The sequence below is a fragment of the Xylanibacter ruminicola genome, assembly GCF_900142525.1.
In the GTDB taxonomy this organism is placed as follows: Bacteria; Bacteroidota; Bacteroidia; order Bacteroidales; family Bacteroidaceae; genus Prevotella; species Prevotella ruminicola_A.
Genome location: NZ_FRBD01000010.1, coordinates 1 through 25,382, shown reverse-complemented (window position 1 = coordinate 25,382; position 25,382 = coordinate 1). Strand labels below are relative to the sequence as shown.

21 protein-coding genes are annotated in these 25,382 nt (G+C 42.2%); 5 read left to right on the top strand and 16 right to left on the bottom strand.

The features are described 5' to 3' along the window. Window positions 1-9 precede the first annotated feature (9 nt). Genes BUB86_RS07510 through BUB86_RS07500 form a run of 3 tightly spaced genes read right to left on the bottom strand, consistent with a single transcriptional unit; the run spans window position 10 to window position 3,398 of the window. On the bottom strand, window positions 10-1,035 hold the full coding sequence (locus BUB86_RS07510; protein ID WP_073207795.1) for a hemolysin activation protein: 1,026 nt from the start codon (window positions 1,033-1,035) through the stop codon (window positions 10-12). Continuing rightward, the gene (locus tag BUB86_RS07505; RefSeq protein WP_073207790.1) at window positions 1,032-1,952 is read right to left on the bottom strand and encodes a glycosyltransferase family 2 protein; all 921 of its coding nucleotides are present in this window, start codon (window positions 1,950-1,952) and stop codon (window positions 1,032-1,034) included. Before BUB86_RS07505 ends, BUB86_RS07510 begins: the two co-directional genes overlap by 4 nt. Before the next feature lie 9 nt (window positions 1,953-1,961). Beyond that, entirely contained in the window at window positions 1,962-3,398 is a 1,437-nt protein-coding gene (locus tag BUB86_RS07500; protein ID WP_073207787.1) for a lipopolysaccharide biosynthesis protein, read from the bottom strand. Window positions 3,399-3,465: 67 nt separating this feature from the next. On the opposite strand from BUB86_RS07500, the gene BUB86_RS07495 reads away from it, so the two are divergent. Further along, the gene (locus tag BUB86_RS07495) at window positions 3,466-4,257 is read left to right on the top strand and encodes a phosphorylcholine transferase LicD (RefSeq protein ID WP_073207784.1); all 792 of its coding nucleotides are present in this window, start codon (window positions 3,466-3,468) and stop codon (window positions 4,255-4,257) included. Between the two features lie 7 nt (window positions 4,258-4,264). On the opposite strand, the gene BUB86_RS07490 is transcribed toward BUB86_RS07495, so the two are convergent. From BUB86_RS07490 to BUB86_RS07455, 8 genes are all read right to left on the bottom strand, one after another. Beyond that, window positions 4,265-5,269 (bottom strand): NAD/NADP-dependent octopine/nopaline dehydrogenase family protein, encoded by a 1,005-nt coding sequence (locus BUB86_RS07490; protein WP_073207780.1) that lies wholly within the window; start codon window positions 5,267-5,269, stop codon window positions 4,265-4,267. Then, entirely contained in the window at window positions 5,266-7,086 is a 1,821-nt protein-coding gene (locus BUB86_RS07485) for an aminotransferase class I/II-fold pyridoxal phosphate-dependent enzyme (protein ID WP_073207777.1), read from the bottom strand. The genes BUB86_RS07490 and BUB86_RS07485 overlap by 4 nt, the downstream gene beginning before the upstream one ends. A gap of 15 nt (window positions 7,087-7,101) precedes the next feature. Then, window positions 7,102-9,168, bottom strand: coding sequence for a methionine--tRNA ligase (gene metG / locus BUB86_RS07480; protein ID WP_073207774.1), 2,067 nt, complete (start codon window positions 9,166-9,168; stop codon window positions 7,102-7,104). Between the two features lie 126 nt (window positions 9,169-9,294). After that, complete coding sequence (locus tag BUB86_RS07475; protein ID WP_073207770.1) at window positions 9,295-9,945, bottom strand: hypothetical protein; 651 nt, start codon at window positions 9,943-9,945, stop codon at window positions 9,295-9,297. 293 nt (window positions 9,946-10,238) lie between these two features. After that, window positions 10,239-11,123, bottom strand: a complete 885-nt coding sequence (locus tag BUB86_RS07470; RefSeq protein WP_139261510.1) for a hypothetical protein — start codon at window positions 11,121-11,123, stop codon at window positions 10,239-10,241. 13 nt (window positions 11,124-11,136) lie between these two features. Continuing rightward, the gene (locus BUB86_RS07465) at window positions 11,137-11,583 is read right to left on the bottom strand and encodes a DUF6108 family protein (RefSeq protein WP_073207764.1); all 447 of its coding nucleotides are present in this window, start codon (window positions 11,581-11,583) and stop codon (window positions 11,137-11,139) included. 7 nt (window positions 11,584-11,590) lie between these two features. Continuing rightward, window positions 11,591-12,268 carry an RNA polymerase sigma factor gene (locus BUB86_RS07460; RefSeq protein ID WP_073207761.1) on the bottom strand — a complete coding sequence of 226 codons (678 nt, stop codon included), beginning with the start codon at window positions 12,266-12,268 and terminating at the stop codon, window positions 11,591-11,593. Window positions 12,269-12,340: 72 nt separating this feature from the next. Then, window positions 12,341-12,871 carry an RNA methyltransferase gene (locus BUB86_RS07455; RefSeq protein ID WP_073207758.1) on the bottom strand — a complete coding sequence of 177 codons (531 nt, stop codon included), beginning with the start codon at window positions 12,869-12,871 and terminating at the stop codon, window positions 12,341-12,343. Window positions 12,872-13,281: 410 nt separating this feature from the next. Between BUB86_RS07455 and nadA the strand changes: the two genes are divergently transcribed. Further along, window positions 13,282-14,229: a quinolinate synthase NadA gene (gene nadA / locus BUB86_RS07450; RefSeq protein WP_073207755.1), complete on the top strand. Its 948-nt coding sequence runs from the start codon at window positions 13,282-13,284 to the stop codon at window positions 14,227-14,229. Between the two features lie 101 nt (window positions 14,230-14,330). On the opposite strand, the gene BUB86_RS07445 is transcribed toward nadA, so the two are convergent. The 4 genes from BUB86_RS07445 to BUB86_RS07430 form a co-directional block, all read right to left on the bottom strand. Next, window positions 14,331-16,235 carry a two-component regulator propeller domain-containing protein gene (locus BUB86_RS07445; protein ID WP_073207753.1) on the bottom strand — a complete coding sequence of 635 codons (1,905 nt, stop codon included), beginning with the start codon at window positions 16,233-16,235 and terminating at the stop codon, window positions 14,331-14,333. A gap of 1 nt (window position 16,236) precedes the next feature. Further along, on the bottom strand, window positions 16,237-17,754 hold the full coding sequence (locus tag BUB86_RS18280; RefSeq protein WP_073207750.1) for a non-canonical purine NTP diphosphatase: 1,518 nt from the start codon (window positions 17,752-17,754) through the stop codon (window positions 16,237-16,239). Then, window positions 17,754-20,573 (bottom strand): leucine--tRNA ligase, encoded by a 2,820-nt coding sequence (gene leuS / locus BUB86_RS07435; RefSeq protein WP_073207747.1) that lies wholly within the window; start codon window positions 20,571-20,573, stop codon window positions 17,754-17,756. The genes BUB86_RS18280 and leuS overlap by 1 nt, the downstream gene beginning before the upstream one ends. Before the next feature lie 100 nt (window positions 20,574-20,673). Then, window positions 20,674-21,657, bottom strand: a complete 984-nt coding sequence (locus BUB86_RS07430; RefSeq protein ID WP_073207745.1) for a DUF3667 domain-containing protein — start codon at window positions 21,655-21,657, stop codon at window positions 20,674-20,676. Window positions 21,658-21,798: 141 nt separating this feature from the next. On the opposite strand from BUB86_RS07430, the gene BUB86_RS07425 reads away from it, so the two are divergent. Continuing rightward, on the top strand, window positions 21,799-23,295 hold the full coding sequence (locus tag BUB86_RS07425; RefSeq protein WP_073207743.1) for an L-fucose/L-arabinose isomerase family protein: 1,497 nt from the start codon (window positions 21,799-21,801) through the stop codon (window positions 23,293-23,295). Window positions 23,296-23,351: 56 nt separating this feature from the next. On the opposite strand, the gene BUB86_RS07420 is transcribed toward BUB86_RS07425, so the two are convergent. Then, window positions 23,352-23,843: a 3'-5' exonuclease gene (locus BUB86_RS07420; RefSeq protein WP_073207740.1), complete on the bottom strand. Its 492-nt coding sequence runs from the start codon at window positions 23,841-23,843 to the stop codon at window positions 23,352-23,354. Window positions 23,844-24,048: 205 nt separating this feature from the next. On the opposite strand from BUB86_RS07420, the gene BUB86_RS07415 reads away from it, so the two are divergent. Beyond that, the gene (locus BUB86_RS07415; RefSeq protein WP_139261509.1) at window positions 24,049-24,999 is read left to right on the top strand and encodes a hypothetical protein; all 951 of its coding nucleotides are present in this window, start codon (window positions 24,049-24,051) and stop codon (window positions 24,997-24,999) included. Between the two features lie 113 nt (window positions 25,000-25,112). Continuing rightward, window positions 25,113-25,382: transposase (locus tag BUB86_RS07410; RefSeq protein ID WP_175549443.1), on the top strand; the 270-nt coding region annotated here is incomplete at its 3' end.

The window sequence follows — 25,382 nt, the reverse complement described above, 5'->3', positions numbered from 1 at the left end:
ACTGTAGGGTTAAACCTTCTTGCTGATTCCAAGCCACTTGCGAATTCGTTCAACAAACGATTCAGCAATATGGCTAAAGTTGCCATAACGTAGATTAAGGAATAGTTCCTCGAAAGAGCGCCCCACCTTAACCCATGGGTGATTCCATCCGTTATACAGGTTCATACGCTGCTGGTATGCTACGTTATCAACCACATATTTTGGATGGCGCAAAGGGAAATTCAATTCGTAACGCTGCATCAGGAATACCCTACGAATGGCCTTAGGCAGCGTCTTCAGCGCAGAATAATGGGCAGAATCCTCAGTTGCTCCAATATTGTTTATCAGATTCTGAGAAGGCATGACAGCCAATCCGTTATTCAACATCATAAACGACCAGAAAACAGACTCGAACTGAGGATATCCTGACTCGCGATGTAATCTACAGGTCTTGATGAAATCACCCTTATAGCCACGTGCTTTTATCAGGTTCTGCAGCTGACCCAAATTGTATTTATCATCAAGAATAGAAAGACTACCATCCCATTTCTCTACAACTCTACGCCAAGAAGCCCATCCCCAGATGCTAAAGGCCGAAGTGAAGAAGTAGTCGTATGGACAATCCTTGGTTTGTTCGTCCATATTAAAGCCCGATATCATCGTCACGCGTTCATCATTCTCATAACGATCCAACATCTCCTTACAGAAAGGAATAAACGACTGTGAGGGCACCACATCATCCTCGAGAACAATACACTTATCAGCCATAGTAAAAGCCCATCTGTGTGATGTATATCCAGCAGTCATGCAACCAAGGTTCTGCTCCTGATAATTGCGATGAACCTCGCACTCCCAATCGATATTCTCATCAGCTACTACTCTGCGACAAGCTTCGATTCCTGCAACATCTTTCTCGTTTCGAGGGCCATCCTGAAACAGAAACAGTTTTGATGGACGCGCTTTACGCACCTCATCAAATACTTTCTGAAACGAGTCGCTTCGAGTAAAAAACAGCAGCAAGACTGCTACATCTGTTTTGAAAGGATATCTTGTCATAAACCTTTTTGTTTAATTGTGATGAGTTTTCGATAAAGTTTGATAATGGGACGAGCCAGTACTGGAGGCAGCAAAAATACCAGACGATCATAAAGAGGAACAGCAGACGATGGCTTTCCAACTGCCGACAGATAATAAGACTTCCGTACGCTATCATTTCCATCATAGATAAATCTCTCGTATTCCTTTATCTTATGAAGTGTAAGCGTATCGTTAAACTCCTGGATACGAGGGCCCATAGCCGTCTCTAACAGCTTGTCGTAAAGCACCTCTCGCTCTAAGGTGTGGCTTCTGGAATTTGGCAATCCCAAGGTGTAGATATAAGCCGGCTTTGAAATAAAGAATACCTTTGGCTGTTTCAATAGTATTTTTACCTGCATCAGCTTGTCTTCTCCCTCTACTATTTCGCGAGGTGTATCAAGCACATCGCTTAACAATTCGCGACGGAACAGAATGCTCCAGAGTACAGGGAAACGATTCTTATTGGTGATGATATAGCGAATCAGCTCATCAGGATTAACAAAGCCCTCATAAACCACAGGCGAAAGTACGCCCAAATGAGTGGTGAAGGTTGCTATCACCTCGTCAGCATCACTCTCTGTTATGGCATCGTAAAGGGTCTTTATGGCTCCAGGAAGCAATCCATCGTCAGCATCAACAAACATGATGTAATCGCCTGTAGCTTGCTCTACGCCTTTTCTGCGAGCAGCTGTTACACCACCGTTTTCAGTATGTATTACCTTGATTCGAGCATATTGTGCTGCCTTATCATCGCATATTCTGCCAGAATCGTCAGTACTTCCATCGTCAACAGTAATAACCTCAAAGTCATCAAAGTCTTGCTGAAGAAGATTATCCAGACAATTACTGATAAACTCAGCCTTGTTGTATACAGGAATAACGATAGATACTTTCATAAGCCTCTCTTATTTCTTCTTCAGAATAAACTGCATACACTCGCGCAGAATAACCACATTCAGCATGCGCATAACGCCATAATAGAGCGCTGTAGCCATCAGGATTCTAACCAACAGCAGCAGATAGAGATTAGTGATAGCCATAGTAGCAAAATAGGTGGCCACCATGACCAAAGCGCCACACAACATGAATGGAGCAATGTCCTTCACCACATTTAGTAGTCCAAGCCCCATGATACGCTTTGCTGAAGGCATCCAAGCCCCAAGCCACAGGATATTGAATATGGTATAAGCAATAACCATAATAGTAATGCCTTGGCGATAGAACAACAGGATAATACAAAACTGCAATACTATCTGACCAATATTCAACCACATATTGATATCGCTACGTCCATGACTGATGACCAAGTTCTGATAAAGGGTATAGATGGGCATAAAAGCGCCACTGATACAGAGAATCTGTAACAACGGTACACAATTAATCCACTCGTATCCAATGGTGCAGAGGATAAACTCACGAGCCACCAGAGCCAAACCAAACAAAGCAGGGAAAGAGAGGAATGCCGTGAATCGAAGCATTTTTCGGAATACCTGTTGCTCACGATCCCTTTCTTCGCGTACGCTTACCAATACCGGCTGTACTACCTGTCCTACCATTCCGCCTACAGTCTGGAACGCCATAGAGTCCCATTTGTAAGCTTGGAAGAAGTTACCCACAATACGTGCATCTCTGAACAAACGTCCAAAGATGACTGTCAACAGGTTCTGGTTCACAGTATTCACTATCATCGTAACCAGAATCTTCATCGAGAACGAGAAAGTCTGGCGGATATAATCGAATGTAAAGCGTAATGAAGGCTTCCACTTTACATAGTAGAAACGTCCCAAAATCAATATCGTAGAATTAACTACCTGCTGCCAAGCCAAGCTCCAGTAGGCCATATCGTTAAGTGCCATCACAATAGCTGTAGAACCTGATATCACCAATGCAGTCAGGTTGATGATGGTTATCTCGCGATTCATCATGTTCTTAACCATATAGGCATTGGTAGAAATACCAAATGATGATATAAAGAACGAGAGAAACAGGAATCGCGACAAGTCAGTAAGCCTTGGCTGATGGAAAAACCATGATATAAGTGGAGCTGAACAGAAAAGAATAAGATACAACAAACCTCCCATCAGGATATTAAACCAGAATACGCTGTTGTATTGCTGGGCTGTTGGCTGCTTTTCGTTGATAAGTGCTGTAGAGAAACCACTAGACTGCAGGTTGCCAGCAATAGCAGAAAAGATGGCCAGCAAACCTACCAGACCAGTATCCTCAGGAGTAAGATGACGAAGTATAATGATACCAATGAGCAAATTGAGCACCTGCATGGTACCATTATTAATAGCACCCCACATCAATCCTTTGGCTGTCTTTTCTTTTAAATTCTCCATTTCTGCGTGCAAAAATACTACTTTTTGTTTGATGTTCCAAAAGAATTTCTGTAATTTTGCACGCAGAATGAGACAGATTACTGATATCAACGAACTTCGCCAGATCCAGATGAGTATTCTGGATCATGTGCATCGTTTCTGCGAAGCACATGGGTTAGCATATTTTCTTTCGAGTGGAACGCTGATTGGTGCTGTGCGCCATAAAGGCTATATACCCTGGGACGATGATATCGACATCTATATGCCAAGAAAGGATTACGAGGAATTCCTGAAGATTTATAGCGATGAAACAGGTCGCTATCGCGCCATCAACCCTCAAACAGAACCACATTATTATTATACGTTTGCCAAAGTTGTTGACCAGCATACCCGCATGGTTGAAAAAGAGACTGAGGGTTACGAGATTGGTGTATATATGGATATCTTCCCCGTTGATTATGTAACTGACGATCTGAAGGAACGTGAGCAGATATTTAAGAAGAAAAAGCTGCTTTATAAGATTCGTCGCTGCAAGATTTCTAATAGCAATCCATTGCAATCCAGATTAGCTTATCTGGTGTATAAGCATTGGCCGCTATCAGTAAAGCAGATTGAAAGCAGAATAAGACAACTTATCGTATTGAATCATCCTACGTCAACTGTTTGTAATATGACTGAAGCTGGCCCATCGCTGAAAGGCTGTTTCCCTGCTGAAGACATAGCCTCAGCAGTAGACATCGAGTTCGAAGGAAAAATGTATAAGACGATGGTAGGCTATCGCGACTATCTGGAGCGCACTTATGGCAACTACATGACGCTTCCCCCTGTAGAGCTACGAGTTACTCACAAGTTCGAAGCATACGATTTAACATCAGAATAAGATAGGGTTACTTAAGCATTTTCATTCCCCAATTCAATACTTTTTCTATTGTTGGGGTATCAATGTTCTTTTCTTGTGCCAGCTTATGCACAACAGCTAATCCGTAGGGGAAATCCTCTGTGAAATAGCGGCTCTTGAAATCTGGAATATATCCACCTTCAACCTCCTGCATTGGCGACTTGATACCCTTGAAAGCCTCGATGCTACGAAGCTTATTGGATAATGATGTAGCATCAGTACTCTCATAATAATCTAAAACAGTAGGAATACTGCCTTTACGCACAGGAAGATGTTCCAGTAACGTCTGCAGCTCCTGATCCATATCGATATATAACTGTGCAGCCTCATCTGTCCACTCTTCATAGAACAAAGGAATGCGTGAGTAAACAATTCCTTCTTCCCAATCTTTCCAAAGGGAATAAAGACGCGAAGGATGCAGCAGCGGATTACTGTTTGACAGACTTGCTTCGTAATGGTTGGCTAAGAGTTGTATGGGTGTTTGCAGCATATCAGCCAGTACATCGCGCAACTGCTCTGGATTATCAGAATGCTCTATAGCCAAGTTAAGACTATCTTTAAATCCCAACAAACTGGCACGATGGCCATACTCTATAACGCGAGAGATAAAAGGTACACGCTGAAAACCAAATAATGTCTGTTCCTTGGGTAATAACTCAATAGCTTGGAAAAAGAAACCTGTGCTACTAACTACAGTACCTACTGCAGCATCTGGCTTCAAGAAGTCTTTAATCTGTAGTAATGTGTTACGAATGGCAAAACCTGGCAGACACAACAATACAATCTCTGCATCAGAAATAGCCTGTTTAGCATCGCTGAATATACCACTTAAATGCCCTGAATAGGTTGTTTGGTTAGGTGCTTCAATTACCAGATCCTCACTCCATCGTTCTGGGCGCTGGGTCAGTATGCGTACATCGTGCTTGCCTTGTGCAGCAACAAAGCCTGCTACTACATGTCCAAGATTACCACCTCCGCAAATACAGATTTTCATTTTGCTATATCTCTAAGACCTTCAACAAGACGAGTATTATCCTCGTGATTTCTCACGGCAATACGCATATACTGCTTGTTCGGATCTAATCCTGGCTTCAGACTACAGTCGCGAGTCAAGATGTTATGATGCTTCAACATATAGATAACAATCTCGCTGGCAGTATATGGAGGTAATACTTCGCACAAGAAATAGTTAGCCTGTGATGGCATCACACGTAAGAAAGGTATGGTGCGCAACTTAGACTCGAAGTCGGCTCGCTCCTTTACAAATTTATCGCAGGCACGCTGATAATCTTTCTCGTGCTTGTTGTAAATCTGCATAAAGAACTCAGCAAACGAGTTCAGATTCCAGATGCTAACCTCTTTCTTGATGCGTGCAATCTGTTCTTTATCTGCTGATGCGAGGATACCCAATCTGAGTCCTGGAACACCATAACTCTTCGATATACTCTTCATCACCAGCATGTTAGGATAGGCCTCCAGTATCTCATCGCTCAGCAATGAATTGTTAGCATAATCCTCACTGAAATCAACAAAGCTTTCATCCACAATCAGGCGAATACCCTTTTCTTCGCACCACTTAGCCAAGCACAGTATGTCAGCCTTGGGAATGAAGTTTCCTGATGGATTATCAGGGTTAATCACCATCAACTGCTTAATATCCTTATCAGCAAAGAAAGTCATTAGATCTTCAGCAGTATAACGATAGGTATCGTTTTGTGGGACGAAAGTTACCTGACTATCTTTATCATAGCGATTAGGATATTCCTCGAAGGTGGGACGGATAAAACCAGTCTTTCCATAGGTTTCCTCCATCAATACCTTAATGAGTTCGGCAGCGCCATTACCAGGAACAATATACTGCTCGCTAACCCCAAAGCACTTGCTGGCTATCAGGGTATTGACTTTCATGCCTGAAGGATACTCTGTCAACAGCGTATCGAAATTGGCACGTAGTTCATCCTTCATTCTTCTGCTTGGGAAGTAAGGATTTACCAGATAGCAATAGTCGAGCATCTGAGGGAATCGCCAGAATCCACCATAGCGTCCGTAGTACTTACGCAGAATATCTTTCTCGTCAGCAAACAAAGCTTCGGCTATATCCAGATCTTGTTTATCGTCTATCTCATACCACTTTTCCTGTCCAATGGGCAGGGCTTTCATTTCGTGGTTATTCAGAAGCGAGATAATACGAAGCACATTCTCGTAATACTCATTATTACCTACAGCCTTAGTGTAAGCATCGAGGAATGGAACGTACTTTTGCTGAGAGAACTGCTTACTCAACTTATAGATGTTAACCGTCTTGTAATAAGAGTCGACATCATTATAGTCGAAAGCATCCTTAGATATAAAGTTCACAATATTCTGCTCATCATCCAAGCGAACCATTGTACCATCCATCCAAGTCTCGTACTTAGCCACAAGAGCCAGATTAGGACAAGGATGGTTAACAATCATAGGAATCATATTGTCGCTGAAAATAAGGTCGCTCTCAATGAGCAGCGTATCGTCTTCCTGCAACTTATCTTTTACGATAGCAAGCGAATAGATGTTATTTGTCTTGTCGTATACAGGATTCTCTGCAAATTCTATCTTTATCTGGTCATCGTAACGATTACCAATATACTTTCGCAACTCTTCGCCCTTGTACCCAACAACGATAATAACGCGTTGCAGGTCTTGTTTAGCAAGCTGTCCCAGCAGCCGGTCTATGAGTCGCACACCATTTACAGGAACCATACACTTTGTATTATCCTTAGTATAGTCGCCAAGTCTGCGACCCATGCCTGCTGCTAGAATAATTGCTTGCATATCTTGATATTTTGTTTAACCTACCTGACTACCAGGCTTAACATCCTTTGTTGTTGTTACTACGCTCAGGCTCTCATCAGCATCTACAGCGCTGAGAATCATTCCCTGACTCTCGATGCCCATCATGTTGCGAGGAGCAAAGTTAGCAACAAAGAGGATTCGCTTACCAATGAGTTCCTCAGGATTCTCGTAGAAGGCTGCGATACCAGAGCAGATGGTGCGATCAACGCCAGAACCATCGTCGATGGTAAACTGAAGGAGCTTCTTGCTCTTCTTCACCTTCTGGCAATCCTTAACAAGACCAACACGGATGTCGAGCTTCTCGAACTCCTCGAAGCTTACTGTATCCTTGATTGGAGCTGCCTTATAGGCTGCAGCCTCGTTGGCCTTCTTGGTAGCCTCGAGCTTGTCAAGCTGCTTCTGGATGACCTCATCCTCGATCTTCTCGAACAGCAAAGCAGGCTCACCCAACTGATGACCAGCTTCTAGGAGGTCGGTGCTACCCAGCTGCTCCCACTCAAAGTTCTCAATCTTCAGCATTTCGCGGAGCTTCTTGCTGCTGAATGGCAGGAATGGCTCGAAGGCGATAGCGAGGTTAGCTGTGAGCTGCAAGCAGATATTCAGGATAGTCTCACAACGCTTGGGATCAGTTTTCCAAACCTTCCAAGGCTCACACTCTGTGATGTAGCGGTTACCAATACGAGCCAGGTTCATAGCTTCAAACTGTGCATCGCGGAACTTGAACTGCTCCAGCAGAGCCTCAACCTTACCCTTCACATCCTTGAACTCCTCAAGGGCTGCCTTATCTACATCCTGCAGTTCGCCACAAGCAGGAACCACACCATTCCAGTACTTCTTAGTAAGCTGGAGGGCACGATTCACGAAGTTGCCATAAACGGCAACCAGCTCGTTGTTATTGCGATCCTGGAAGTCCTTCCAAGTAAAGTTATTATCCTTTGTCTCAGGTGCATTGGCAGTCAACACATAGCGCAATACATCCTGCTTACCAGGCATATCTACCAGATACTCATGGAGCCATACAGCCCAGTTGCGAGAGGTAGAAATCTTATCATTCTCAAGGTTCAGGAACTCGTTAGCAGGCACGTTATCAGGCATGATATACTTACCGTGAGCCTTCATCATCACAGGGAAGATGATGCAGTGGAACACAATGTTGTCCTTACCAATGAAGTGAACCAGACGAGTGTCCTCATCCTGCCACCACTTCTCCCACGAGCCCCACTTCTCTGGCTCTTTCTCGCAGAGCTCCTTGGTGTTTGATACATAGCCGATAGGCGCATCAAACCATACATAGAGTACCTTACCCTCTGCATCCTTTACAGGTACGGGGATACCCCAATCCAAGTCGCGGGTCATAGCACGAGGCTGCAGATCCATATCCAACCAGCTCTTGCACTGTCCATATACGTTTGGACGCCACTCTTTGTGCTCCTCCAGGATCCACTGCTTCAACCAGTCCTGATACTCGTTCAGAGGCAGATACCAGTTCTTGGTCTTCTTCAGTACAGGAGTAGATCCAGAAATAGTTGACTTTGGATTAATCAATTCTGTGGGCGAAAGGTCGCGTCCACACTTCTCACATTGGTCGCCATAGGCACCTTCGTTGTGGCAGTGTGGGCACTCACCAGTTACATAGCGGTCGGCCAAAAACTGCTTGGCCTCTTCGTCGTAGAGCTGCTCTGTGGTCTCCTCAGTCAGCTTGCCCTCGTCGTAGAGCTTCTTAAACCACTCAGCGGCAAACTTATGATGAGTTTCTGAGGTAGTACGGCTATAGATATCGAACGAGATGCCAAACTCCTCGAAAGAGTCCTTAATCATCTTGTGATAACGGTCTACTACATCCTGTGGAGTGATGCCCTCTTTACGGGCACGAACGGTGATGGGCACACCATGCTCATCACTACCTCCGATAAACAATACCTCGCGCTTCTTCAATCGAAGATAACGCACATAGATATCAGCAGGTACATATACACCAGCCAGGTGTCCGATATGTACGCCACCATTAGCGTATGGCAGCGCCGACGTCACAGTCGTACGCTTAAAAGTCTTGTTTTCCATCTGTCTTAAATACGTATTTATTTATTTGGGTGCAAAATTACTAAAAATCCCACAGAATACAAAATATCTGTGAGATTTCTTTTCTTCTTGGTATTGCCTTTAAATATTTTAGCATTGAATTCTAATTTATCTTTGATTATTCTTTCTAGATTCCAAAGCTTTGTCAATGACTAAGAAAAATGAGAAAGGATCGTCTTTTAACTTGTCCTTATGAATGGATTTAACATAGTTCTTGATGGTTGAATAATCCTTGAACTCATCACAAAGCGTTGCCCTGCGTTTGTCTGTTAGTTTTTTCCCCTCCCTGAAAAGTGCTTTAGCATACTCCATATCAGGGGTCTTATATAAGTAGAAATCACCTAACGTCAAATCCCAACCCTGATAGATAGTGACATTCTTACTTTGATAAAATACATAGCACATACTTGGATAGCCAAACTCCATAGGAGTCTCATTGCCATAATAATATTTTATAGGAACAGAGTGACTGACTAGTATATCATCAGGTTCTGTATCAATCCATATATACATACTATCAATATCTTTAGTGTAGTGTTTTCTGTTTTTACTGAATAACTTATCCAGATTATTCAACACAACGGTTTCATCGTAGACACATACGGTTTTGTGACCATTCTCAATGTATCCACTGTCAGTAGTCCCGTCTTTCATCCAAACCTTGGCGTGCCAAAAGTTTTTTATGACTTTCTCATTTTGTGCTGTTGCAGTCTGCGTAACAGCAAGGAATACGATCAATAATGCTTTTAAATAATTCATACTATAATTGGTTTATAAAATCCAAAACGCCTGCAAAGGTAGGTATTTATAATCTCAAAACCAAATATTTAATAGTATTTTAAGAGAAAAAGTAAGTACTGGAAAACGTTTCAATTTGGGTATAGGCGACCAATCGTTTGCGTATAGGGAAACCGTCGTTTGCGTATAGGCGAACGATGGAAAAGCTACGCTTCTGTACCTATTATCCTTAACTACTGTACTTGCTAGCCTTAGTTATTGTACCATAAAAGCATTAGTATTAGCCACGCGATGGTGACTAATACTAATAATTACTAGAAATAAACTCCGAATGAAACCGGCTGGAAGTTGATACTTTCGCCATACGTTGAGTTAAGGATGGTCATAGGAGAGAACTTACCATAGATGCTAACCCAGTTATGGATACTGATTTCGCCCATAATATCAACCGTTATAGGACGCTGGTGAATCTGCTTATACACATCCTTGTTCTCCCTACCTTCAGCATCACGATACTTATTCTTGATACTAGCATAGGTATTAAAGTTGATGACAGGTCCTAATCCGAAGTTAATATGTTTGGTGCGATATTTCCACATAATAGGTATCTGCAGACTAAACACCTTGATACGAGAGAAGTTTGGCTCATAACCTGCAGGATAAGTCTGTTCAGAGAGCAATCCGTCATCTGCCTTATAAAAATACTGACGACCGTCTATGCGGAAATTACGCCAATCTACACCAAAGCCAATAGAATATCCGTTATGCTGCCCATAATTAAATTTCTCCCATTCCACGATAGTCCACATAATCTCCCATGAACTACCTACTGATTGAGAACTATTATATTTAGAATTGGCACCATAACAAAGACCTACTGCCAAGCGAGTACTTGATGAGTTTTGCTTCAAAGGGAAACCTGTACCTGCACTACGTTTTTTTACAAAGTCGAAATTCCAGGTATCCTTATTGATACTCTCCTGACTGACGTAGTTAGAATCTACCAACAGGATCTTACTCTCGTAGGTATAATTATCTTCGCCCTCTCGACCATATACTTTGATTTTCTGGATGGAGTCGCCTGAAATAATACGCACCTTTTTGGGTTTCAGAATGGTAAGGGTGTCATTGTCAGCATTATTCGCTGCATTTGCTGTGGCTGATACAGCCAAGAGCATGATAAAGAATAGTTTTTTCATATCGTAATACCTTTTATTTAATTAATTCTCGTAATGTATCCAGTGAATTGAGTGTACCTTCCATATAGATTACCGTTACATCTTCGTTGTTGCGCTTGTAGCACAGAAAACGATTCTGATTGCCCTGCTTGGGAAGTTGAAGCATCAGCGTTTCCTTAGAACGACTTTTCTCACTTGAATAGTTTTCAGTATATGTAATACCAGGATTTTTCTTCTTATCCTGCTCAATCATATCATGAACACGATTTATCTCCTGCTTATTGTTAGCCTTGAATCGCACACTACGGAATAAGGTAAGCTGATACTTTGTAAGCATCTTACCCTTTACTCGCGTTTCGACCATTCTCTGGGTAGGAATAATCTTTCCCTCGAAGAGTGGCGACACGCTCAGTCCACTTTGGGCCTGGGTTGTGGCAATAGTCAAAAGCCACGTAATGATAATTATAAGCATCTTTTTCATATCGCTTTTAATTTCTGAATAAATCGTTCAACTGTTGTTCTATCTCGTCTTGAGTATTATCTTCAACTATCTCTCCCATCGATCGCCTCATCTCGGCCATAACCGTCTGTTGGTCTGTATATTTCTTTCCGTATACATAAGCCACACATTCATCGTTGGTATTGAGTTTGACAAAATGTACTGTAGTCATCGAAATACCTATGATAACGCAAGCTACTGCCATGATTGCTATCAATCGATTTTTTACCATCTTTCGTGCTCTGCTCAACGTCTTTCTTACAGCGACTTCTGTTGACCCTAACACTAAGGCTATCTCGCGCATCTCCATTCCTTGCAGATGTCGCATACGGAGAATAGCTCTCTGTGTGGATGGCAGCGAGTCGATAACTTTCAGCATCTGTTCTATCTGCTCACCATCGTCACTAAAGTCTTCTTCGTCAGGAAGTTGTGATATGTCGATAGTTTTGTGATGCTTTCGCAAAGCATCGATACAGAGGTTGCGTGTCACAATGCTGGCCATACCAATAATAGGTAATGTCAGTTGTTCGCGCATCAGCCAGAGTTTTATCATCGCATCTTGTGCGATGTCTTCAGCCTCGTTAGTATTACCCAAATATTTATGAGCTACACTAACCAACTTGATTCTAAGCTCTTCTGCTTGTTGTTGAAACTCCTCTGTTGTCATTCCTTTTGCTTATTGCTTTTACCCTATATACGCACAAAAGGTTTATTTGTGACATCAAAGGCGAGATTTTTTTCAGAGAATCAAATTTTTAGCAAAATGCCAGATGATGATACCTGCTGTAACTGATACGTTCATAGAGTGTTTGGTACCAAACTGTGGAATTTCCAAACATCCGTCAGAAGCATCGATTACTTCCTGATGAACACCTTTTACTTCATTACCCATCACTAAAGCATACTTCTTATTATGAATAGGTGTAAAGTCCTGAAGCATTGTAGAGCCATGAGCTTGTTCAACAGAATAAACCTCATAGCCATCGGCCCTCAAAGACTCAACAGCTTCGAGGGCAGTATCGAAATATTTCCAGTTAACACTATCTTCTGCGCCAAGAGCTGTTTTATGAATCTCAGCACTTGGAGGTGTGCTGGTTATACCACAAAGATATACTGCCTCGATACGAAACGCATCGCCAGTACGGAAAACGCTACCCACGTTGTGCATCGATCTCACATCATCCATCACCACAACCAGTGGTGTTTTCTTTGCTTCTTTGAACTCCTCAACTGAGAGGCGCTCCATTTCAATAGTACGTAACTTCTTCATTCTGCCTGCAAAATTAATACATAGAAAACAAACTACCAAATAATTGTGGAAAAACCTGTTGATAAGTGTGTGGAAAACGCTATTAATAACTTTGCAATTATCCCGCCTATAGTTATGAATGTGGTTATCAACATAGTTATTACACTAAAAAAATGCAGATTTCCACAACTTTTTGCCTAAAAATAATATAAACTTATTAATTTTGCACCAAAATTGGAAATTGTGGATAAATATGCTTAGTGGTTCATTATCAATGAGAAAGAATTAGCAGTATATGTTCAAAAGTCATAATTAGACTTGGATAAGTAAATACGCAAGAAAATCATCAAAAAGTTATCAAGATATACACGGCATATCATACTACTTATTCTATTTTTTAAATAAAAGAAAAAAGAAAAATAAAATATTATATGATGTTGACAACTGAGGAGCTGAAATCTGAAATTCGTAGAATGTGTGATGAGAAAGGTGCAATAATCCTGGCTCACTATTATACGATAGGTGATATTCAGGATATCGCCGATTTTGTGGGTGATTCATTAGCTTTAGCACGTAAGGCTGCAGAGACTGATGCGAAAGTTATGGTAATGTGTGGTGTACATTTTATGGCTGAGACCTGTAAGTTGTTATCACCAGATAAGATTGTTCTTTGTCCTGATACTGAAGCCGGATGTTCGCTGGCTGATAGTTGTAAGGCTGAAGACTTGAAGAAGTTTAAGGATGAGCATCCAGGCTATCAGGTTATCAGTTACGTAAACACTACAGCAGCTGTTAAGGCACTTACTGATGTAGTAGTTACAAGTGGAAATGCAAAGAAGGTTGTTGATCAGTTACCAAAGGATGCTAAACTAATCTTTGGTCCTGACTATAATCTTGGAAACTATATTAATGAGGTAACAGGCCGACAGATGTTGCTTTGGAATGGTGGATGTCATGTTCATGAGCGTTTCTCTGTTTCAAAGATTCTGGAGCTTAAGGCTCAGTATCCTGATGCTGTAGTGATGGCTCACTTAGAGTGTAAGGCACCAGTATTGGCTGCTGCTGAAGTTAAGGGAAGTACTGCTACGATGCTTAACTATGCACAGCAGAGCGATAAGAAGCAGTTTATTGTGGCTACAGAGGCTGGAATACTGCACGAGATGCAGAGAACCTGTCCTGATAAGGAATTTATCCCTGTGCCACCAGAAATAAGCGAGAGTGGACTTGAATGCAGTTGTAACGAGTGCAATTATATGAAGTTGAATACACTCGAGAAGGTTTATAACTGTTTGAAGAATATGAGTCCTCAGATTGAAATTGATCCTGAGATAGCGAAAGAAGCAGTTAAGCCAATTAATAGAATGCTGGAGTTATCGTAATAATTGCTTGATCAGACCACCCCTATCCCCTCCTACTCAGGAGGGGAATATTGTTCTCCCCCCTGAGTAGGGGGAGTTAGAGGGGGTATGATTAAGATAACTTATTTGATTACAGCAATTTTTGCTACTGTGCCTTTCTTACCATTCGATGTAGCTGTGATAACCATATAAACGCCACTTGCTACACGTTTACCTTGCTTATTACAGCAATCCCAATTAAACATTCCTCCATTACTACGTCCTTCGGCTACTATAGCGCCATTGGCTGTGGTTATCTTAACATCAGCATCATAGCTTAATCCTGTAATAGTTACCATTCCTGTAAAATCAGGGGTAACTGGGTTTGGATAAACATGGATGTTATCTTTTGTCATTTCCTGGACAGGATCTACAGCATTACTTTGGTACGAACATAATCCGTTATCTGAGAGAAAGAATACTTCTCCTGTCATATTATTTATTGAGATAGAAGATACGTTATTATATAAAAGATTTGAGTTTTCGGTAGTAAAGTTTGCCTCTTCTACTATATTATCTGCACTAATAAGAAATACGCCTGCACCATTTGTGCCAAACCATTTACGATTTCCACCATCTACTGCTATACTACTAATGCTTACTCCATTCAGCAGATAATCAGCATAGTTTGTACCATCGTTACGTGGAACTTTAATTTGATAGAATGTAACTTTATTTTGACCTATTTCTGACTTCTGAATCATAAATGGTCCAACATCAGTTCCTACCCACATATTACCTTCTTTATCTTCAGTAATACTTGTGATGGCATAGCTTGTGTATTTTACATCATCCTGATTAATTATCTGGTCGTATTTCAGCAGTATGTCATGATTCATATCATAACAGAATACAGCTGGATTCTGCCAGTTGTTATTTACAAACCATAGTAGTCCACGACTATCTATTACCATCTTTGATAATCCTGGTACTGTAATTGAAGTGTCATCAGTAAGTTTAGTGTTATGATGGTTTATCCATTGTTTATCAGTTGTATATTCTAACAGACTGACACCATCGCCCAGACTATTCAGTACCCAAAGATTGCCTTTGGCATCGAACTTTAGTCCTAATACCAGCACGTAATCATTACCTAACTGATTACCTCTGTCGTTGGCACCCATCAGTATGCTGTTATCCTTATTATAATAGGTAACAAGTTTACCATTCTGGAATTCATATAGTCCGCATCTGCCTCCTGCAAATACATGTTCTGGGTCATTTGGATCAGCATCTACACAACAAATATCTATATAACTATATCCTGTAATCTCGCTTATTTGTTCTTGGTATATCATCCAATCGTTACCATCATATACTTGGATGGTTCCTGGAGTAGCATTATCAGGCATTGCAGGCAAGAAATATCCTCCTGTGGTATAGAGTGTACCATTTATGAATTTCGACTCGTAGAAACGATTATAAGCAGGTCCTCCTGGATTTAGTGTCGATACTGTTGAGATGTATGCATCATAATCATCCTGATAAGGTGTAAGATTTCTAGGATATTCAGGGTTGTTATTAGTATATGTCTCTGCTATCTCAGCTTTCTGCATGTTTACCTTAATAATAGCGAAACTTGTAGTAAGATAAGCATAAACACCATCAATAGAAATACTTGTGATGGTTTTATCTTCCGTCATCGCCTTATTATAAAGGGCTGAGATATTGATGATGTTACCATCTGTATCAATAAGGTCGATGTTTGAGTTCTGATATATAGCTATCAGTCGTTTGGCTTTCTGATTCCAAGCTATATATGTAATATGTGTATCTGATAGTCCGTTTACTTTATCGTAGGTAGTGATACTCTGGTCATTCAGATTATACTGATAAAGGTCGTTAGATGCTAAGACGAATAATTCATCTCCAGCTTTGCAGATACTCTGTATGTAATGATATGCTAGAAAGTTGCGCCATGTACCGACTTGTGCCATTGCCAAGTAGCAATAACATAATGACAATACGATGGCAAGCAACTTCTTCATACTATTTTTTTAATAGATAATCAGCAAGTTTTTCAACTGCTTTAGCTCTATGACTAATCCGATTCTTGATATCTACGCCAAGCTCAGCAAACGTCTTATTATATCCATCTGGCATAAAGATAGGATCATAACCGAATCCTTCACCACCTCGCTTCTCATGAATGATGCTACCATTTACGATACCATCAAAGGTGGTTACTTTACCATCGATAATTAGTGCGATAACGGTACGGAATCGAGCTTTGCGATTGTCTTTGTTTTCAAGTTCTGAAAGCAGTTTTTTCATATTAGCTTCAGAGTCATGTCCCTGTCCACCAGCATATCTGGCACTATAAACTCCAGGTGCACCACCAAGGGCTTCCACCTCAAGACCTGTATCATCAGCAAAGCAGTTTACGTGATACTTATCGTATATCCACTGTGCTTTTATCAGCGCATTGTCTTTTAGTGTTTGTCCTTTCTCTGGGATATCGTCATTGCAACCTATCTCTGAAAGCGACATTACCTGGAATCTGTTACCAAGAATCTTTCTTACCTCAGTAAGCTTATTCAGGTTGTTGGTAGCAAATACTATTTTCATTTTTTTCTTTTCTTCGACTTTCTTGACTTTCACCTTCATCTCATCAAAACCTTCGCCATAAACACCAATAACGCTCGACTGCGATACAAAGGCGTTTGGATCAATCATCTTGATAAGTCGGAACATGTTTACGCTCTCGTTCTTCTTGGCTAGGATACAGAGCACTTTCATCTCCTTACCAGTATACCATCCATGTCCATCAAGTATGGTTACTCCATGTCCCATCTGGGTTCCAATGGCATTGGCTATCTCTTGCCATTTACGCGAGAAGATAAAGAACTGTACCGATTGTCTGCGAGCATTCATCACATAATCCAGTACATAGTTCTCCATCGCCATCACACAGAATCCAAACATCACCTTATGTGCTCGTTCGATGTAAGTACCAAACTGTGGGAAGAACATACACGAGCCAATGATACAGAAATCAGCAGCAATAAGTACTGAACCTAACGAGATGTTATGATACTTGTTTACTGATGCTGCGATGATATCAGTACCTCCTGTTGAACCGTTGTTCAGAAACACTGTTGCCAAGGCGATACCAGTTATCACACATCCTATAATCATCGACATAAAGTCCTGCCCTTCGCCCATCAGTTTAAATGGTAGTCCATTATCCTGTTTGGGTAGAATATCTTGGGCAAACTTCAGCATAAAGTATAGCGTGAAGATGGCGAAGATTGTTTTCATCAGGAACTTAAAGCCTAATATCTTCAGCGCTACTACCAATAGAATGCCATTGATGATGATATAGGTATTCTCAATGTGGAAACCTGTAGCATAGTAGATGATAGCTGATAAACCAGTAACACCTCCTGCTACAATCTGATATGGCATCAGAAATACTGTAAAGGAGATGGTATAGAGAAGAAGGCCAAGGGTTATAAATAGGTAGTCCTTGACCTCATTCAAAATCAATTTGTGATCGATAGTCATTACTTCTTCAGAACAATGTTCACCATACGCTTAGGGACGATGATAACCTTTGCTATCTGGAAACCTTCGAGATATTTCTGTGCCTTCTCGTTAGCAAGTACAGCCTCCTCGATGGTCTTATTGTCAGCGTCTGCAGGGAACTCCATGTCAAAGCGGGTTTTACCATTGAAGGCGATACCCAGTTTAACTGAACTCTCTTTGAGATACTCTTCATTCCATGCTGGCCACTTAGAGTCGCATACACTACTCTGTTCGCCCAGCATCTCCCAAAGTTCCTCAGCGATATGTGGAGCAAATGGAGCAATCAGGATGACGAGTGTCTTCAGCATCTCCTTGTTCTTGCACTTCTGCTGCGAGAGTTCGTTCACGCAGATCATGAAGGCAGAGATAGAGGTGTTATAGCTGAATGCCTCGATATCAGCAGATACCTTCTTGATGAGCTTATGTACGCTCTTCAGGTTCTCTGCAGTAGCCTCGCCCTCATCAAATCCATTCTGGAAGAGGTTCCAGAACTTCTTCAGGAAGCGGTGGCAACCGTCGATACCGTTGGTATCCCAAGGCTTACTCTGTTCAACAGGACCCAGGAACATCTCGTAGAGACGCAGTGTGTCGGCACCATACTTCTCAACAATCATATCTGGGTTAACCACGTTGAACATCGACTTCGACATCTTCTCGATAGCCCAACCGCACTTGTACTGACCATTCTCCAGAATGAACTCTGCATTCTGGTAGTCTGGGCGCCAAGCCTTGAAAGCCTCGATGTCGAGTACATCAGCTGATACGATGTTTACATCTACGTGGATAGGAGTAACTGTGTACTGATCCTTCAGTCCGAAGCTTACGAACTTACCCTTGTCAGCGCCCTCATCCTCGATACGATATACAAAGTTTGAACGACCCTGAATCATACCCTGGTTAACCAGCTTCTTGAATGGCTCGTCCTCGCAGCTGTAACCTGAATCGAAGAGGAACTTGTTCCAGAAGCGGCTGTAAATCAGGTGACCAGTAGCGTGCTCAGTACCTCCTACATAAAGGTCTACGTTACGCCAGTATTCATCAACATCCTTATTAACAAGCGCTTTCTCGTTCTTTGGATCCATATAGCGCAGATAGTATGCTGAAGATCCAGCGAAACCAGGCATGGTATTCAGTTCGAGTGGGAATACGGTTTTATTGTCAATCTCATCCTTCGATACAACCTTGTCTGTCTTGGTATCCCAAGCCCACATCTTAGCACGGCCCAATGGTGGTTCACCTGTTTCTGTTGGCTTGTACTCGTCAATCTCAGGAAGCTCCAGAGGCAGACACTCCTTTGGAATCATATAAGGCATGTCGTCCTTGTAGTAAACAGGGAATGGCTCACCCCAGTAACGCTGACGTGAGAAGATAGCATCGCGCAGACGGTAGTTTACCTTTACGCGTCCGAGTCCCTGCTCAGTTACATATTTCTTGGTAGCTGCAATAGCCTCCTTAACGGTAAGTCCGTTCAATGAGAACTTAGCTGATGAAGAGTTGCAAACAATACCCTCCTTGGCATCGTAGCTCTCCTCTGATACGTCAGCACCCTCAATCAGTGGGATGATAGGCAGGTTGAAGTGCTTAGCGAAGGCATAGTCACGACTATCGTGAGCTGGTACAGCCATAATGGCACCAGTACCATAACCAGCCAATACATATTCTGCAATCCAGATGGGGATTTTTTCGTCAGTAAATGGATTGATAGCGTAGCTTCCAGAGAATACACCTGTTACCTTGTGGTCCATCTGGCGATCGCGCTCTGTACGCTTCTTTACGTAGTCCAGATATTTCTCTACTTCTTCCTTCTGGTCAGGTGTAGTAAGCTCTGCTACCAGGTCGCTCTCAGGAGCTAGCACCATGAAGGTAACACCAAACATGGTATCAGCACGAGTGGTAAAGATAGTGAAGTGCTTGTCTGAATCAGCTACGTTGAACTCTACCTCAGTACCCTCTGAACGACCAATCCAGTTACGCTGAGTCTCCTTCAGCGAGTCAGTCCAGTCGATATCCTCCAGACCATCAAGCAGACGCTGGGCGTAGGCTGATACACGAAGACACCACTGGCGCATCTTCTTCTGAACTACTGGATAGCCACCACGAACTGATACGCCATCCACAACCTCATCGTTAGCCAAAACGGTACCCAGCTTTGGACACCAGTTAACCATGGTGTCAGCCAGGTAGGCAATACGATAGTTCATCAGTACCTCCTGCTTCTTCTTCTCAGAGAAGCTGGCCCAGTCGGCAGCTGTAAAGTGCAACTCCTCAGTACCAAGAGCATGACAATCTTCAGTACCCATCAGCTCGAAGTGCTCAATCAGTTTGATAGTTGGCTGAGCCTTGTGCGATGAAGTAGAGAAATAGCTCTTGAACATACGCTGGAATGCCCACTGTGTCCACTTGTAGTAGATAGGATCGCAGGTACGAACCTCACGCTCCCAGTCGAAGCAGAATCCAATCTTATCCAGCTGACTGCGATAACGGTTGATGTTCTCAACAGTTGTCTTTTCTGGGTGCTGACCTGTCTGGATAGCATACTGCTCAGCGGGAAGTCCGTAAGCATCGTATCCCATTGGGTTCAGCACATTGTAGCCCTGCTGACGCTTGAAGCGGGCGTAGATATCACTGGCGATATAGCCAAGTGGGTGACCTACGTGCAGACCTGCTCCTGATGGATAAGGGAACATGTTGAGCACATAGAATTTCTTCTTGTTCTTGTCCTCTACAACGCGGTAGGTTCCATTCTCAACCCATCGCTTTTGCCATTTCTGTTCGATGTCTCTGAAATTGTAATCCATTGTATCTTTGTTATTTTATTGTTTCCGTACATTATAAATGCGGGTGCAAAGATACAAAAAGGTAGGGAAAACACCAAATGAAAAGCCCAAAAATTATATACTATAGTATATATTCAATGTATAAATAGCTCAAAACACCAATGATAGCAATAATAGCTATGGCTACAGAACTAACCACTAAAAATGCTCCGATAACCTTAAATAGTGTTCGCTTAAAGCTGTAACCATATAGCTGTTTTAATGCTATGATACTATATACATATGCCCAAAAATCAACTGAACCATTTTCAGGCAGGAAGAATTTTCCAATTATCTGAATAATTGTCATCAAATTTGTAACGTAAACCATCGATACAAAGAACTCAGAATATCGCAAATCAGGTATCATTTTATTATGCCTGAAGAAGCGATACATTGGTAGTGATAATACTGCTATTAATAGTAACTCTGATACAGTTTGATGGTCTTTAACCCAGTTTAAAAGAATCTTAGTGTATTCATATACTTGTAAGTCAAATTCTTTATGATTGATATTTAATTTTTTACTATTTTTATCTTTACTGATAGCAATGGGTTTTCCGTTAAAACTTATTGTGTCATTGATAGTTGATTCAGTAAATGCTTTTGTATCAGTATTTTCATCATTACCTATTTTAAACGACTCGTTTAACCCATTTACCACATCTTCCTTGTTAATATTATTCTGTAATCTGATGTTGAAACCAGAATTTACTAAAACATATAATGTAATTACCAGGAAGAACATCTTGAAAGGAGGGAAATACGCCATCTGCATGCCACTCAGATAATCGCGGATCATATATCCAGGACGGAACAGCAAGTCGCGAATAGTACGGAACATACCTCGATTACCTAGTCCCCATACATCCAGGAACGTAAGGAATGCCGTCTTGAACGAGTAGCGGCCTACTGTTGACTTCTGTCCGCATCGGGGGCAATAGTTTCCATGATATTCTGTGTGACAAGTGGCACATTCGTGCTTATCAGCCGTTAGCTGGCCAACCTCATGAGGCTTTATCTGCCACGCCTTAAATTGCTCGTATTTCTCTTTTAATTGCTCCATAACGTCTGCAAAGGTAACAAAAATATACGAGAAATGTAACAAGGTGTGTTATTTTTCCTAAATAATTTAGGTTTATTGCAGATAAATTTATATCTTTGTGGCTTGAAACGAAATTCATTACTTTATAAACTCTTTTTAAATATGAACAACGTACCTAAAATTAAGATTGGAATCGTCGCTGTATCTCGCGACTGTTTTCCTGAGTCATTGGCAGTAAACCGTCGTAAGGCCGTTATCGCCGCGTATGAGAAGAAGTTCGGTAAGGACGGTATCTACGAGTGTCCTATCTGTATCGTTGAGAGTGAGATTCACGCTCAGCAGGCTCTTGCTGATGTACAGAAGGCTGGATGTAACGCACTGTGCGTATATCTGGGTAACTTCGGTCCTGAGATCTCTGAGACCATGATTGCTGATTGGTTCCAGGGCCCAACCATGTTCTGCGCTGCAGCTGAGGAGACACAGAACGACCTGATTGATGGTCGTGGTGATGCTTACTGCGGAATGCTGAATGCTAGCCAGGCTCTGTCTCTGCGCAAGACTCGTGCATATATTCCTGAGGAGCCAGTAGGTGATGCAGCTCAGTGCGCTGAGATGATTCACGAGTTCCTGCCTATCGCACGTGCTATCGTAGGTCTGCAGAACCTGAAGATCATCAGCTTCGGTCCTCGTCCAAATAACTTCCTCGCATGTAACGCTCCTATCCGTGCTCTCTATGATCTCGACGTTGAGATCGAGGAGAACTCAGAGCTCGATCTGCTCGAGGCTTTCCAGAAGCACCAGGGCGACCCACGTATCGACGATGTAGTTAAGGATATGGCTGCTGAGCTTGGTACTGGTAACAAGATTCCTCACGTTCTGCCTAAGCTGGCTCAGTATGAGCTCACTCTGACAGACTGGATCGAGGCTCACAAGGGCTCACGTCAGTTCGTTGCTATGGCTAACAAGTGCTGGCCTGCATTCCAGACCATGTTTGGTTTCGTACCTTGCTACGTTAACAGCCGTCTCACCAGCCGTGGTATCCCCGTAGCTTGCGAGGTTGATATCTATGGTGCACTTTCTGAGTACATCGGAACATGTATCTCTGAGGATGCTGTTACACTGCTCGACATCAACAACACCGTTCCTAACGATATGTACGAGGAGAGCATCAAGGGCAAGAAGTTTGCCTGCGATACCTACACAGACAAGGAAATCTTCATGGGCTTCCACTGTGGTAACACCGCTTCAAGCAAGGTTTGCAACTGCCAGATGTGCTTCCAGCGTATCATGGCTCGCGCTCTGCCTGTTGAGGTTACCAACGGTACCCTCGAGGGTGACATCCAGCCAGGTCTGGCTACAGTTTATCGTCTGCAGTCTACTGCCGACACCAAGCTCCGCGCTTACATCGCTCAGGGCGAGGTTATTCCTGTAGCTACACGTTCATTCGGTTCTATCGGTATCTTCGGTATCAAGAACATGAGCCGCTTCTATCGTCACGTCCTCATCGAGAAGCACTACCCACACCACTGCGCCGTTATGTTCGGCCATCAGGGTAAGTATCTCTGGGAGGTTCTCAAGTACATGGGTATCCCCGTTGAGGAGATTGACTACAACTTCCCTAAGGGTGATTACTACCCAACAGAGAATCCATTCGCATAAGTCGAAAAATCATCTCAATAAAAGAGCCGCAATCCTTACGAGGGTTGCGGCTTATTTTATAATATTTCCATTGCTATTACCGCGCAAGCTTCTGCATCAGATAAGGCATGATGGTGGTTTTCTAAGTGATAACCGCAGTATTCTGATACAGTATGCAACTGATGGTTTGGCAATTGAGGAAAAGCCCTTCGCGATGCCACACAGGTACAATAGAACTTATAATCCGGATAATCCATCTGGTAGCAACGGAACACAGCTTTGAGACAACTCTCATCAAACGATTTGTTATGCGCCACAAGCGGCAACCCTTCAATCATTGGCTCTATCTGTTTCCAAACCTCAGGAAACACAGGAGCCTCCTCAGTATCCTGCCTAGTTAATCCATGCACCTTAGTATTCCAATAAGTATAGTAATTTGGCTCTGGTTGAATCAGCGAATAGAAACTATCCACTATCTCCCCATCGCGCACAATCACCACACCCACAGAGCAAACACTTGTCCGCTCGTTATTAGCCGTCTCAAAGTCTATCGCCGCAAAATCTCTCATTATTCTATTTGCATACTTTTGGCGCAAAGATACAACATTTTTCCATAAAACCTTGTAAGTTTCATAATTATTACCTATATTTGCGAACGAATAGAGCTAGTCTCTTTTCTTAGATGTAGTGAAACAACGAAGCGTTATATCAGCTCCACGCTTCTAATATAAACAGCTCTTGTGGTAGCTGGAGAGAACTAAAAACTTATAGACTATGAAGAAAAACATTATGATGCGATTGTTGATGGCTTTTGTCATAGCATTCGGTGTGCAGACTACGGCAAACGCCCAGTTGGGTGGACTGCTAAATAAGGCGAAGAAAGCTGCTAAAGACAAGGTTGAGAAGAAAACCGATAACACAACTAGCAGTACACAAACAAGTTCAAACACCCCAAAAAACGTAAGTACAGTAACCCCCAAAAAGAAAATTGAGCTAACCAATTTCTTTGTTTCTTTCAATGAAGGAGTAAAGACAGACTGGGATTATTCATCAAGTTTTAAGGCGATTGACTCTGACATGAAATACTGGATTCATCGACTGAGAACATCCATCGAGTGGGGTGTTCCTGATATGGTAGACAAAGAGGCTCTTGAGCGTTTGTCATATGGTGTACCTGATTTCGAGTTTGCCGATAAGAAATATCATAGTTATGACAAAACATACGACTCTGAAGCCTACAGGCTAATTGAAGCTAAGATAGAAGCTATTCAGATTGCAAATAAACTGCTAACTGGCGAAGAGAAAACTTGGAATCCGATGGGCGACACCGATGAGCAGAAAGCCAAGAAACAAGAGGAGATACTCAAGATGAAGAAGGTGGCATTGCTGAATATATACAAGGGAATGGCAGAAAATAAACGATATGCATTCGGTGCTGCCGTACCAAAAGGTAATGATGCGTATCTTACAAAACTTGTTCAGGACAACTTCCCTGAATGGGGTAAAGTCGTCGCTTCTAGCATGAACAAGAAGACCATACCAAACACAAATTATCCTAATCAGGGAAAGCGTGTTTTCCCATGTAGTGTGGTTTGCGAAGACCAGGGATTTAAAATGGTTCATTACCTCGTCCTTCTGGAACCATCTAAACCCAATGAAAAGCCAAAGTTACCAGAAGGGGCCAATGAACAAGAATGGAATAGATCTGTAGAATTAGTTAAGTAATTAATATAGTCAGAATAATGAAGTCGGAGATTAGTTAATTCTCCGACTTTAGAGAATGTAAAGTAAACTGTGTCAGGCTACAACAAAATGTAGTTTAACACGTTTATTTTATGATGGCAAACGAAGAAATTGATTACAAGCTGGCAGCCGAGCAGTTGCGTACAGGCAAGCCGTTGTTTGGAAAAGATGGTGCATTGGCACCAATGTTGGAGCGTATTTTGAATGCAGCTCTTGAGGGTGAGATGGATGCTCACTTGAGTGAAGGGTCCCGTGAGTCAGGGAATCGTCGTAATGGCAAAATGCCTAAAACTGTTCAGACGCAGTATGGTGAGGTAACTGTAGAGACACCTCGTGACCGTGATGGCAGTTTTGATCCTCAGACA